The sequence below is a fragment of the Bartonella sp. MF74HXZ genome (assembly GCF_042194445.1).
Lineage (GTDB): Bacteria > Pseudomonadota > Alphaproteobacteria > Rhizobiales > Rhizobiaceae > Bartonella > Bartonella grahamii.
This window is the reverse complement of the sequence record NZ_JBHIMW010000005.1, coordinates 15,423-29,443: the sequence shown is the minus strand read 5'-3', so window position 1 is coordinate 29,443 and position 14,021 is coordinate 15,423. Positions and strand designations below refer to the sequence as shown.

Genomic DNA, 14,021 nt, shown 5'->3' with positions numbered 1-14,021 from the left:
AGTTTTATATATTCATTTTATTGAAATGAAATCATAGAGATTAGGCTTTTTTAAACATATTTTATTTTTTGAAAAATTGATAATACATAATATATGTAAAAATAAGTTTTTTCTCTAAAATACCAACGTGCAAAATTCAAAGTTTTACTAAAATCATAATAAGTATTTATTCAGTGAGCTGAAAAAAATTGATACAATCTATGTTATAGGTTGTATGATATTTATCATTTATATTTTCAAAATTATAATCGACTGAAATGTAGCTTTGTTATTTTTTAAGTAAGATTTTTTATAGGGTGCAGAATGCAGTGATAAAATCGATATAAGTGACAAAATTTCATTAAAAGAGATTTAAATAAATAATGTGTATATGTTATCTTTATAGGGAAATTTTAAAAAAAATATGGCGATAAAATTACGTTTTTTGTCCTTTATGTATTGAATTTTCTCATGGGTGAAGCGTTTTTTATTCAAGATATGGATAATATTAAAAAAATATGGATGTAACTAATAGTGTTGATGAATTTTTTAACAAAATAAGCATATAGATATCTTAAAGTAGCTGGATGAGGTGATTTAAATGGTAGAATTAAAGGCACATACGGCTCTTTTAAGCTATCGGATGATTGGTTTTTGCTTATGTCCTGTTATTCCTTTTTATTTGTTCTTTCGTGCTATTCGTGGAAAAGAAGAGTGGTGTCGCAAAAAAGAGCGTTTAGGTAAAAGTTCTCATGTACGCCCCCAAGGTTCGTTAGTTTGGTTGCATGCAGCAAGTGTTGGAGAAACACTTGCACTTGTTCCACTTGTAAACTATATTTTATCATTAAAAATCAATGTATTAATGACAACTGGGACTGTAACATCTTCTACTCTTGTGAAAAAACATTTTGGTAATAGGTTGATTCATCAATATGCTCCTTTGGATTTAGATTTTGCAGTGCGCCGTTTTATTAGTCATTGGAAGCCTGATCTCGCCTTGATTTGTGAATCAGAAATTTGGCCTCTTCGTATTAAAGAACTTGCAAAAATGCGTATTCCGCAGATTTTGGTTAATGCCCATATGTCTGAACATTCTTTTAAAGCTTGGCAAAAACGACGCGTTCTTGCCAAACATATTTTTAAGGATATTGATTTGGCGATTGGTCAAAACGAAAGAGATGTAGCTTATTACCATACACTTGGCGTAAAATCTGTTACGTTTTCTGGTAATCTCAAGGCTGATGTTTTTCTGGTTGAAAATCAAGCATTGCTTGCACGTTATCGTAATGCTATCGGCAATCGCCCAGTTTGGGCTGCTGTTTCAACGCATGAAGGGGAAGAGGAGATTGCTTTTGAGGTCCATAAGATTGTTAAAAATTATTTGCCAGATTTATTAACAATTATTGTGCCTCGTCATCCTGAACGTTCAGAAGATCTTATCAGAAAATGCGACAATAAGGGATTACGTTTTATTCGTAGGAGTAGAGATGCTGTTCCAAACATGAATACCGATATTTTATGGGGAGATACAATTGGAGAAATGGGTCTTTTTCTTCGCTTATCGAAAGTTTCTTTCGTTGGTAAGTCGTTATGTGGAAATGGTGGACACAATCCATTGGAATTGGCTTTGCTTGGTTCCGCTATTTTGACAGGACCCCATGTTTCAAATTTTCAAGAAATGTTCGAACAATTTTTAACACATGATGCAGCATATATGGTTCAAGATACAAAACAGCTTGCTATTCAGGTGTATAAGCTTTTAACAAATGAAACATTGCGACAAGAAATGGTTGATAAGGCTCATGAAGTGGCGACAGATATGGCAGGTGCACTTGAGCGCACATTAAAGATTTTAGATCCATTTTTACAACCCCTTGTAATACAAACAGGTTTACGTCAGCGTCAGGGTAGATATGCATATTAGCGCCCCCCATTTTTGGTGGAAAAATAAAAGCTTTTTGCGTTTTGTATTAGCTCCAGTTTCATGGGGGTATGGTTATTTTTCAAGTCGTTTTATGGCAAGACAGCCTCCCGTGATTGATTTGCCAGTTTTGTGTATTGGAAATTTTACATGTGGCGGTGCGGGTAAAACGCCGGTTGTTATTGCTTTTACCAAAGTGGCTAAAGAACTTGGTTTCGTACCTGGTGTTGTATCACGTGGTTATGGTGGATCAGTTAAAGGGGTACATCTTGTAAATGAGAAATATGATACTCCACACAATGTTGGAGATGAGGCACTTTTACTTGCACGGCATGCTTTTGTAGCTGTATCACCTAATCGTTATGCAGCGGCACAACGGCTTAAGCAAGAGGGATGTAATCTTATTTTAATGGATGATGGATTTCAAAGTCGCCGTCTTTATATGGATTATACGTTACTCGTTGTTGATGCGATGCGTGGTTTTGGTAATGGAGCTGTCTTTCCAGCAGGACCTTTGCGCGTACCATTAAAAACGCAGTTTACTTTTATGGATAGTGTTTTATTGATTGGTCACTCCGATGCGCCTGATAATATTGCTTTTCTTGTTTCTCGTACTGGAAAGCCTTTATATCGTGCTCATCTTAAAGCCAGTGCCTCTGATGAGGTTTCAGGAAAATCATTTTTGGCATTTGCCGGTATTGGCAATCCAGATAAATTTTTTAAATCTATTAAAGAATTGTCTGGTCATGTGGTGCAAACTTACATATATCCAGACCACTATTTTTTCACAGATAAAAATTTAAAAAGCCTTATACAAAAGGCTAAAATGCACAATTTATGGCTAGCAACAACAGCTAAAGATTATATTCGTATACAGACAATTCACACGCAAAAAGATTTTAAAAATCTTATTGTCTTTGATGTGAATGTCGATTTTGTTCAAAAAGATTTCTGTCGTATGGTCCTTGAGGAGGTCATGACCCGCTTTAGAAAACGTTCCCTTGAATTTTCTTGTCTAAAAGGTAAAGGCTAAATTTATAGATTTCGAGGGTTTATTTTTCTTTTGTTTTTAACAATTGCTTGAGATATGGGTTGCACTCAAGTTCGCGCTGATAGGAGATTTCACAACTAGCATATGCTTCTTGACGGTGATGATTCCAATATTTTAAATCATCTATAGGGATTTTTTGTCCGCTAACAGCACAAATGGTATAGGTACCATATTCTATAATGTCATATCCATTATTAGAATAATGAATTTTTGCTTCGCGTTCACTATCGGAAAACATTATAATTCCTTTTTACTGATACAAGAGATTCAAGAAAAGTGCCATAAGATATATTATAAAGTTGAGAGTTAATTTAAAAGTATTTTTCTTGTCAAAATAGTTAAGAGTTTATTTTCTGCCAAAAAGCCGTTCTATATCTGCTAATTTGAGTTCAATATAAGTAGGGCGTCCATGATTACATGTACTTGTATTGGGTATTGCCTCCATTTGTCGCAACAGTGTGTTCATTTCTTCGGGGCGTAAAAGGCGGCCTGACCGTATTGAACCGTGACAAGCCATCGTTGCTGCAACATAATCAAGCATTGCTTTTAAATTGTTTGTTGTATCATACTCAGCGGCTTCATCTGCGAGATCTTTAATAAGGGCTTGGACGTTGATCTCTCCTAACATGGAAGGTGTTTCACGCACAACAATTGCTCCTGGTCCAAATGGTTCTATTCCTAATCCAAATTTTTGCAAAGCATCTTTATGGGTTAAAAGGCATGTTGCATCCTCTTCAGAGAGTTCTACAATTTCAGGAATAAGTAATAACTGTGAAGGAAGCGGTTTGGAATAGAGTGCATTTTTGAGTGCTTCATAAACCAATCGTTCGTGAGCTGCATGCTGATCGACAATGATCAAACTATCTTGTGTTTGGGCGATAATATAGTTTTTATGGATTTGTGCTCTGGCCGCTCCTAGTGGATAAGATAACTCTTCTGATGAAGATGTAGTGTTTGGAATGTATGCATCCCCACTTGGTATATTTAAGCCCTCCATAATAGGAGTAGCATCTTCTTTCAAACCAGAAGAACTGGTCATATCCAATGGTTTGTGAACCATTGAAGCGGTGGAAAAATGATGAGGCTGTGGGCTATAAGAAGAGGACTGGTACGTGTTCTTAAAATTGCCTAACGGTTGTTGTGCCAATGGTTTTTGTATTTGAAATGCAGCTAGCGTTGCTTCAGAACGGGTTGAAGTAGGACGAATACCAGATTGCTGTAATGCTTCACGAATAGCTCCAACGATCAAACCACGAATTAATCCTGGATCACGGAATCGTACATCAGCTTTGGCTGGATGTACATTAACATCTACTTCAGCAGGTGGGAGATCAATAAAAAGAATAGCGACAGGATAACGATCTCGTGTCATCACATCAGCATAAGCGCCTCGGATAGCGCCCCATAGAAATTTATCACGCACGGGACGCCCATTAACATAAGCAAATTGATGAAGGCTGTTATTTCGGTTGAAGGATGGCAAACAGGCAAAACCCGTTAAGCGCACTGCTTCGCGTTCAGCATTCAGTGCGATGCTATTAGGGGCGAATTCTTTTCCCATAATTTGCGTAATACGTTGCAATTGTCCTTGAATATTATTTTCTGTAGCGGACAGTTCCATAGATGTTCTATCTAGTCCTGAAAGAGAAAAGCGGATATGTGGAAATGCGATAGCAATTCGCTTAATCATATCGCTAATAGCATTTGTTTCAGCCCGATCGGTTTTCATAAATTTTAATCGTGCCGGCGTGACAAAGAAAAGATCACGAACTTCAACAATTGTTCCAAGGTTTGCAGCAGCTGGTTTGGGTCCTACAATTTTTCCTGCAGTAACGGAAATTTCAGCAGCGCTCTCAGCATCTTTTGTTCGTGAAATGAGTTTAAGTTTAGCAACAGAACCAATAGAGGGGAGGGCTTCTCCTCTAAACCCAAGGAAGCAGATATTGTGTACGTCATCGGTAATCTTTGAGGTACAATGGCGAGAAACTGCTAAAGTTAACTGATCTGCAGGAATTCCATAACCATTGTCACTCACCTTTATAAAATTTTTTCCACCATTTGCTGTAATAATTTCGATGCGTGTTGCACCAGCATCAATAGCGTTTTCAACAAGTTCTTTGACAACATTTGCTGGTCGTTCAATAACTTCACCAGCGGCGATTTGATTAATAATATTTTCGCTAAGATGGCGTATAATCATAATAAATTCTAACAGGAATCTTAAGGCTTCTATAAAAAATTATGATAACATCATTTGCGCGACATTCAAGAATAAGAGAGTATGGAAGGTATTATTTTTACAATACCTCCTATTTTATTTTATGTTAACAAATCGGTTGGAAAAAACAGAAAAAATAGTTTTTATTACCTTAAAATAGCTTGCACCAATTTATCATCTAGGTCAAAAAAGAAACAATGTAAAAAGGGAAGGCAATATATATGGCGCGTATAAGCGGTATTTTAGCAGATAGTGATATACAAGCTTTGATTGAGAATAACTTTCTCAAGGCTCAGTATCCATTTGATAGATCTCAAATACAACCAGCAAGCCTTGATCTTCGTTTAGGGGAGAAAGCTTATCGTATACGTGCTTCTTTTATGCCGGGCCCTAATACAAAAGTTTTGGATAAGCTTGAACGGTTAAAGTTGCATGAGTTTGACTTACGAGACGGAGCCGTTTTGGAAACGGGGTGTGTTTATATTGTTCCTCTTTTGGAAAATTTAGCTTTACCAGAATTTTTATCTGCTGTTGCCAATCCCAAAAGTTCTACAGGCCGATTAGATATTTTTACGCGTGTCATTACGGATAATGCTCAGGAGTTTGATAAAATTTGTGCTGGTTATCATGGTCCACTTTATTTGGAAATTAGTCCACGCACATTTCCAATTTTGGTGCATAAAGGCTCACATTTATCACAGCTTCGGTTTAGAAAAGGGCAAAGTTATTTAAATGAAGTTGAGTTACACACTTTGCAAAAGCAAGAAACACTGATATCGGAGGATCTTCCTAATATTAGCGCTGGTGGTATTGGTCTTTCCATTAATTTAAAGGGAGACGAAAACGGGCTTATAGGTTATCGTGGTAAACATCATACAAGTGTTATTGATATTGATAAACGTGCTGTTGCCCACGTTTTAGATTTTTGGGAACCTCTTTTTGATCGTGGTCAAAGGGAGTTGGTTCTTGATCCTGATGAATTTTATATTTTAGTTTCACGAGAGTCTGTTCATGTGCCTCCGCTTTATGCCGCAGAAATGACTCCTTTTGATCCTTTAGTTGGTGAGTTTAGGGTGCATTATGCAGGCTTTTTTGATCCAGGATTTGGGCATATGGAAGCGGGTGGAAAAGGAGCAAGAGCGGTTTTAGAAGTGCGGAGCCATGAAGTTCCTTTTATCTTAGAGCATGGTCAAATGATAGGCCGTTTGGTCTATGAGCATATGCTTAATCGACCATCAACCCTTTATGGACATGATGTTGGATCACATTATCAAGCACAGGGTTTAAAGTTGTCCAAGCATTTTAAATGAGTTGGAAACTACGAATTTTGATAACATGTATGCAGAAAGTGTATTTTGGATAAAAGAAAAATTTGTTCTTCGCAAAACCGGCGCCATTCATTCTATTTTTAGTTTCCAAAGTTATTGCATCCCTTGCATTTGAGAGGCATTTTTACTTCTTTTTTTCAAGAGATTGTATCTATACGAACTTCGTTTATGATGTGAAAAAGAATAGTTTTGATTATTTCATCATGAAAAAATCTAAAATGAAAGAATTTTACTATATTCAATATGTTATTCATATTTATTGATTATAATAAATCAATAAGTTACTAAAATTCAATATAACAGTAACGTATTTGCTTTTCAAAGTAAACATGCGAGATTGGATGCTGCTATTGCTCCATTTTTCTAGAGCTTGAATGACCAGTATATTTTATTTCGTATAAAATTATCCTTAAGAGCCAATAAAGAAGTTTTGCACTACAGTTTAGTAACAATTTTTTTAATAAACATTATTCTACTTTTAGTAACTCATTTATAGCTTCAAGATATAAAATATTGCTAGAAAATTATTCAATTCAATATGGAGAGCTTCTACTCGTATGAACGTTAAAAACTTTTTTATGCTTTATGTGAATTAGGCACTGTATATTTTTATAAACTTTCATGAATAAGTAATAGGTCTCAGTTTTGATTATTGATATAAGAAGATTTCTGGATGTATGCGATAGCTTTATTTCCAGTATTAATAAAGGATTTTTTTATCTTTTGGGGGAGATTATGGTTTATACTTAATGACTACAGGCTCTATATTCTTATAACCGATAATTTAAGGACCTTTGGAGGGAGAAACGACTTTAAATTATAACTAATTAAGCTGGGGAGCAATCGCTTTCGAAGAGGTATTCGTTTAAAGAAAGTATAACACTTCAATTGTACATGAACAATATATGAGTGGATACGTTATTAATGATACCCCATACTGTGAGATTTTAAATTTGGATAGGAGAAATAAAGACATTGTTTTTATCAATTAGTTTTTTTAGAAAGTTGCAATCTCTGTTGCTTCTATCTATTCAATAGAGCGTTTTGGGAGAATATCGAGTAGGAAGTTACACGGATTCGCTTTTATGCGTTTTAGGATATCTTCTCTTTTTATTTAGGAACAATGGTGCCATCAATGATTATTTCTTCAACACTTGATTATCGTAAGGCAGCAAAGCGTCGTCTTCCTCCCTTTCTTTTTCACTATATTGATGGTGGGGCTTATGCTGAAGAAACGATGCGACGTAACTGTAAAGATCTTCAAGCTCTTGCACTGCGTCAAAGGATTCTAAGGCAAGTTGGTGAAGTTGATCTTTCAATCAAGCTTTTTGATCAGACACTTGATTTACCGATTGTACTTGCACCTGTTGGGCTAACGGGCATGTATACACGTCGTGGAGAGGTAAAAGCAGCGCGTGCCGCAGCGGCAAAAGGGATTCCTTTTACTCTATCCTCTGTTTCAGTTTGTCCCATTGCGGAAGTGCAAGAAGCGGTTGGAGGTGCATTTTGGTTTCAACTTTATGTTCTCAAAGATCGCGGTTTCATGCGTGATGCACTAGAACGGGCTTGGTTAGCTGGTGTACGCACGTTGGTTTTTACAGTTGATATGCCAGTTCCTGGTGCACGTTATCGTGATGCGCATTCGGGGATGTCTGGTCCTTATGCTGGATTACGTCGTTTTTTACAAGCGTTTACTCATCCATATTGGGCTTGGAACGTTGGTGTTATGGGGCGCCCCCATGATCTTGGAAATGTCTCCACTTATCTCAAAAAGAAAATTGCATTGGATGATTACGTTGGTTGGCTTGGTGCAAATTTTGATCCATCAATTGGTTGGCATGATTTACAATGGATTCGCGATTTTTGGAAAGGAAAAATGATTTTGAAAGGTATTCTTGATCCAGAAGATGCACGAGAAGCAGTAAAATTTGGTGCGGATGGTATTGTTGTTTCTAATCACGGCGGACGTCAGCTTGATGGTGTATTATCAACAACACGAGCGTTGCCTGCAATTGCGGATGCTGTAAAGGATCATTTGACTATTTTAGCGGACTCAGGTGTTCGTTCTGGTCTTGATGTTGTACGCATGATAGCACAAGGTGCGGATGCTGTTATGATTGGCCGTGCTTTTGTTTATGCGCTTGCAGCAGCAGGTAAGAAAGGTGTTATGCATCTCCTTGATCTTTTTGCCAATGAAATGCGGGTAGCTATGACACTGACCGGCACTCAGACAATCAAAGATATTACACGCAAGAGTCTAGTAAATATAGATGTTTTTAAGCAATGAAAGCAATATGTTATACTGCTTTCAGAAAAAGAAAGTCTTTTTATAGAGGAGCATAATTATATATTTTACAAATATGTTGACAGTTAAATTTAAATAGAAAAGATCAAAAAGCTCCTCTATAAAATCACAGAAAATACTCAGTAACTAAAATAATACTCCGTAAATACAATAATATTTAACGCAAAAATCTTAATAATAATAAACACAAAAAAAACACTAATAACATTGCATACATCTTTTACTTATTTTATTAAAAGCTCATTCTATGGATAAAAAGGAACAAGCGCTGATATTAAAGGTAAAACAATTGTTGATATAGAAAAAATAGATATAAATAATGCTGTGAGCATTTTTCCCTCCTATATATAAAAATATAACATGTTAATTACTTCTTTCCAACATTAGCATAAAACGTAAATTTATAAACTTCATTTAGTTTTATTTTAATATATAATAATATTAATTATGGCATATAAATAAAATTATTAAAAATGTCAATATGTATTTATTGCAAGCTATAATTATAATAAAAAATGGATCTAATAAATAATATTTATATAATCTATATATTATTTATATTAATTTTATTGGGTAATATATTATATGGATATGATATTGTTTTTATGGAGTACATTTTTAAGCAATGAAAAAATACCCATACAATCTTTAAAAAATCTCGTTTACTGAGAGCAAGACTGCGTGAATTAATGTGCTTTTCTTTCTTATTTTCTTACATCCTCAATGAGTTATGATGTTTTTGAACTGGCGAACATATTAGGAAGCAGTTGAATATTTTTTGTATAGTATGTCATTGCTAACACTGTTTATGCTTTCTCTATTGATTTCATAATTTGTTAAAAAATCCAGTTTGTTTTTATTGCAGATGGGGTCGTTAGGTATTCCTAATGATACAAATTGGCATAGAATGTTTTGTTCTATAAGCGATTTAACAATTGCATCTCTAGGCTTCTCCATTGATACTATGCTCTTCATAGACAACAACAGATTGGTGAGATTGGCATAACTCTAGCACAGATATATTATCTCAAAGTTGAATTGTTGGCACACTTGTAAACGTTAGGATAACTTTATGTTTTTTGAAGCTCTACAGCAATATCAAGACAAATCTGAACAGGTTCTTCAGTAGCAAGTAAGAGAACATCTTTCCCTTTTTTAAACAGAAGTTTTTCTGATATCAATTTTTGAAGCATTTTTATGAATATTCATAACAGCGTGCTTTCCAAATCTATATAAACGGGTACAGGATTACTCAGAGTGGAAAAAATTACAGTTTCCATTTGATCGAATTACTCTCATAAGTAATTGGATAATATTTACTTTATCGCTGAATAAAAAAGAAAATTTTTCTTTCTTTAAATAAAGGACGTGTTGTCATCTAGCCAATAGGGATAGTTTGCGAGAAATTTGTTCAATGCAAGACGACTTAACATTGCAGTTACTTTTTATCATTTGAAGCTGGAAAAGAAGGCTAAGATAGATGAAAGAATATAAAAAATAATGGATACATTTTAAGATAAAAAATTATAATTCTGTTAATTCCACAACAGTTGCTGCTGATATTGGTAACAAAAGAAATTTGACTAAAAAAATTATCAAAATTATTGAGGACATTCCTCATAGCATGTAGATTTATTGGTATAGGTGGGATTTTCTTTGAGCAGAAATTAATTCTATCTCATGAAATCAGCAATAATCTCTCAGGTGATGTCGTAAACTTTTTGGGGATGTTACAACGCCACTATCGTCCTTTTATGAAAAATGCTAGCATTTCAGATGAGAAGCCGTGAGGAGTTTCAACGTTTAATACAGCAAGATTCAGACACTCTCACGGATTTAGAACTGGTTTCAAGGTTTTTATATTTACAGCGATTAAGTTTTAGAGGGAAGGTAAATCGTATGATGAGAGTTGAAATCCGTCGTAGCGTGTGGGTTTAAGTCTTTCCAATTTGAAGGCGTGCTAAAACTTATTTGCCTCTGTTTAGCAGGTGTTAGCATTGAACATTTAAACTGGTCTGATTTTATTGTGCGTTATGATCATCTAAAAACCTTGTTTTATTTTTCACCACTTTATTGTGGTTCTGAAGGTTATTCCAGAAAAGCTTTTTATAAGCGGGAGAATTATCAGCCGATGTCTAAGCTGCTTGCATAAATAAAAGGGAGGTTTCTTTTGTCTTTAAACAATATGCTAGAAATTCAAAAAACTTTAGGTAACTTCATAAAAGAGATTACATCATCTTATACAGATTGCTCTTCAAATAATACAATTTCTGGTAAGGAATGGGGCATCACCAATTTTGATTTCTAAAAAAGAAACAATACGTATTAAAGAGTCTTTAAATTTGTAGACTTTTTGAGAATCCTTTCAGAATCTTTTGAAAAAAGTGAACTGATAGAAGATTTGCTATCAAAATATAGAAACTTTTCTAGCAAGTTACGAATAAATCTAAAAATATATATTAAATATAAAAAACAGAGTGATATGCTGGTAGACTGGGCTTTAGAAACAAGAATCAAAATGTATAAAGATGCATAGAGGCAAGATTGGTACAGATCATTTTTATGATTCAATAAAAAATAAAAACTAAAGAAAAAATTCTATATCAAAAATTTAAGGCGGTTTAAAAGGTGGACGGGCAATGCATAGAAGGATGAACGAGAAGGTGAATTAGGTGAGGGCGATTTATAGATTATCAGCATCTTTTGTAAAAGTATCTCCCCAAGGTAAATATTGTGATGAAGTAAGATTGTGGTTGAATATTCGAAAAGATAATATGCACTCTTAATTTTTCCGTTATACACATCACAATAAACGCCGTGAAAGGCACGGTTCTGTTAGAAACTTTCTCTAAAAGCAGCATATGAGTTTACAAGATATTAGAGTGATATTTTAAAAGAAGGTAATGGTCCCATTTTATTTCAGGAACAAGTTATCTTAAAACAGCAAATCAATATTTTTCAAGAAATTGCAAAAGCGGCTTTTGAAAGCAAAAAAGCAGAGTTGAAAAATGAAGGTAAAAATGGTTGCTGGTTTTCTCCACTAGAGTTGCATGTTATTTCCCACATAGGGAATTTACTACAGAAAAATTAACAGCCAATATCACTCACAATGTTTTTGCGTCACTTTAGCATGAAAAAGCAGATACCTTGCGAAACTATTTATCTTATCTTCAACATCATTATTACGATTAGAAAGCTGAAAAAACGTTATTCACAAATCACATAAAAGCTGTCCATTATTCATTATACAATCCCGTGGATTGCTTTTCTTAAGCATGCAAACCCTATTTTGTTGAAGACAGAACGTTGTGTATCATTAGTTCTTTGAACGACGATAGCAGTGCAATCCGTAAAATCTTTTCTCATTTTCTTTTGGTAGGATAACAAAGATGCTCTTGGAACACATCAATAGACTCAATCACTTTATACAAATATAACCTTGTTGAATTCTTTCGCTTCAACTCAGACATCTCCGTCACTCTAATTAAATCCAATCGACCACCAGAGCGTTTTTATCCTTTAAGTTCTTTTACTTTTAATCTGAATATATCGACCTCTTTCAAATCTTTTCATTGATTAATCTTTCAGAGGAATTGTATCTTTAGCACTTTATTTTCCGTTTATGTCTCCAACCACGTAGACCTGCACCTTGTTCATTATGTTTTAAATATCTCTCGCCAAATTTGGATTAATCACATTGATATCTTGTCGATTCAAATAAATTGGCAGCCATCCAATACAAGAAGTTCGTTCATTCGTCGCGCAGCCAGTTAGAAAGCTTAGTACGCATAGCAGCATCACTTTTCTTATTAATCTTCATTTTCTACCTTAAGCCGTGTTGTCCTATCTTGAAAGCTTCCTTTGTTTGCTTTTGCTTCTCAACTTGTTTCCCAAGAAAAAAGGCTTTCACTAAAGCTATAAGAAAAGTTGCTATGGTCACTGACGTCATTGTTAGATATTTTTTTATCCATAAGATCATAGGCGGTGTTCTTGAAAGCGTTTAGCAATGTATACCATAGCTGTACAAGCAGCTAAAACCATAATGCCTGCTAAAACCCATTGAACAGGACCATTTCCTGAAAAAAGCCCTCCAAGCCCTGAAAAAGAACCTATGATTGGTGCAAGAGCTTCTACTTTGCAAATACCTGTTACACCTTCTGATTCTACTACATGATAATTTGGGGCAACATGAGATCCTTTCGCCCATAATCCTGCTTCAGCTGCTCGGCGATTGACAAGGCCTTGGATACGTTTTCCTCCTACTCTTGTCCATTTTTGCAATTCAGTTGGTACCACTTCATATGCACCTTTATTGAGCTTTTTTAAAAGTGTAGAATTGCAAAAGGCTGTTATTCCTACGTTATAGCAAAATGATACTAATGCCGCGAATTGTTCATTGTTTAAAGGAACGGTAACGGCTTTTTCAACAACGAGTTCACACTCTCTCAAATCCTGACAAAGGATTTTTTCAGCTTCTTTTTCCGTAATTTGCATGTCTTTGTGGACGCTTGGAGCACCAGCAGCATTTGTATGTCCATAACCAATTGTCCATACACCACCAGAATATTCATAAGCCGATAAACGTAAGCCTTCCAATTGCTTAATCAATGCAAGCCCTTCTTTTGATATTTTTCGCATTATTCTTACCTATAAAAAAACTACACAAAGCAGGATATGAATCGAAAACTTACATCTACTCATTTTTAAGAACAGAACAGCGAAAGGGCATAATAAATTCAAAATCTCCATAGTGAGTTATGTTAAAACCCATATCGTTTTTTGAACAAATATTATGCTAAGCACCATTCATTTTGCAGCAATTGATCTCCATCTCAAGATAATAACTTTATAATAAAACCATTTATAACCAGATAGATTTTACTCATAAATTCTTACAGTTGATCCAGAATGATTTAGAAGAACTTTACTTAAAAAAATTTCAATAATCCTGATGACAAAAAGCATTTTTTAACAAAAAAATAAGAGATATAATAAGTAATGAAATAATAGGTATTGATTTTTAAGTAATTGCATAACCCATAACTTACACCATAGAATTATTTTCATAAAAACAAAAAAACATTACAGTTGAATATTATAGATCTACAAATTATCTTAGAATCAACACGATATACACGTAACGTATTATACATATTTAATCAAAAAATCTATAGTGAATTTAACTGTTATTTATTTTTTCCTCTAATTGCTTAATTTTC

The 14,021-nt window shown here is 34.5% G+C and carries 9 protein-coding genes and 1 pseudogene; 6 read left to right on the top strand and 4 right to left on the bottom strand.

Annotation, left to right across the window (positions count from 1 at the left end; genetic code table 11):
• The first annotated feature begins 580 nt into the window (after positions 1-580).
• Both waaA and lpxK read left to right on the top strand, forming a co-directional pair.
• Positions 581-1,903 (top strand): lipid IV(A) 3-deoxy-D-manno-octulosonic acid transferase, encoded by a 1,323-nt coding sequence (gene waaA / locus ACFIJ8_RS05570; protein ID WP_012754675.1) that lies wholly within the window; start codon positions 581-583, stop codon positions 1,901-1,903.
• Positions 1,893-2,933: a tetraacyldisaccharide 4'-kinase gene (gene lpxK, locus ACFIJ8_RS05565; RefSeq protein ID WP_375639179.1), complete on the top strand. Its 1,041-nt coding sequence runs from the start codon at positions 1,893-1,895 to the stop codon at positions 2,931-2,933. The genes waaA and lpxK overlap by 11 nt, the downstream gene beginning before the upstream one ends.
• Before the next feature lie 19 nt (positions 2,934-2,952).
• Here lpxK and ACFIJ8_RS05560 read toward each other — a convergent pair whose 3' ends face one another.
• Both ACFIJ8_RS05560 and mutL read right to left on the bottom strand, forming a co-directional pair.
• Complete coding sequence (locus ACFIJ8_RS05560) at positions 2,953-3,189, bottom strand: DUF2093 domain-containing protein (protein WP_273787833.1); 237 nt, start codon at positions 3,187-3,189, stop codon at positions 2,953-2,955.
• Positions 3,190-3,297: 108 nt separating this feature from the next.
• Positions 3,298-5,151, bottom strand: coding sequence for a DNA mismatch repair endonuclease MutL (gene mutL / locus ACFIJ8_RS05555; RefSeq protein ID WP_273787834.1), 1,854 nt, complete (start codon positions 5,149-5,151; stop codon positions 3,298-3,300).
• Positions 5,152-5,390: 239 nt separating this feature from the next.
• Between mutL and ACFIJ8_RS05550 the strand changes: the two genes are divergently transcribed.
• Positions 5,391-6,479, top strand: a complete 1,089-nt coding sequence (locus ACFIJ8_RS05550; RefSeq protein WP_273787835.1) for a 2'-deoxycytidine 5'-triphosphate deaminase — start codon at positions 5,391-5,393, stop codon at positions 6,477-6,479.
• A gap of 1,153 nt (positions 6,480-7,632) precedes the next feature.
• On the top strand, positions 7,633-8,784 hold the full coding sequence (gene lldD / locus ACFIJ8_RS05545; protein ID WP_375626848.1) for an FMN-dependent L-lactate dehydrogenase LldD: 1,152 nt from the start codon (positions 7,633-7,635) through the stop codon (positions 8,782-8,784).
• A gap of 1,088 nt (positions 8,785-9,872) precedes the next feature.
• Here the strand turns inward: lldD and ACFIJ8_RS05540 are convergent.
• The gene (locus ACFIJ8_RS05540) at positions 9,873-9,995 is read right to left on the bottom strand and encodes a hypothetical protein (protein WP_375625722.1); all 123 of its coding nucleotides are present in this window, start codon (positions 9,993-9,995) and stop codon (positions 9,873-9,875) included.
• Positions 9,996-10,711: 716 nt separating this feature from the next.
• Here ACFIJ8_RS05540 and ACFIJ8_RS05535 point away from each other — a divergent pair.
• Positions 10,712-10,954, top strand: a complete 243-nt coding sequence (locus ACFIJ8_RS05535) for a hypothetical protein (RefSeq protein WP_375639178.1) — start codon at positions 10,712-10,714, stop codon at positions 10,952-10,954.
• A 520-nt stretch (positions 10,955-11,474) separates the two neighbouring features.
• Positions 11,475-11,928, top strand: a pseudogene (locus ACFIJ8_RS05530) (integrase); the annotation flags it as partial.
• 849 nt (positions 11,929-12,777) lie between these two features.
• On the opposite strand, the gene ACFIJ8_RS05525 reads toward ACFIJ8_RS05530, so the two are convergent.
• A complete protein-coding gene (locus tag ACFIJ8_RS05525) occupies positions 12,778-13,440 on the bottom strand; it encodes a lysozyme (protein WP_012754682.1) in 663 nt (220 codons plus the stop codon).
• Positions 13,441-14,021 lie beyond the last annotated feature (581 nt).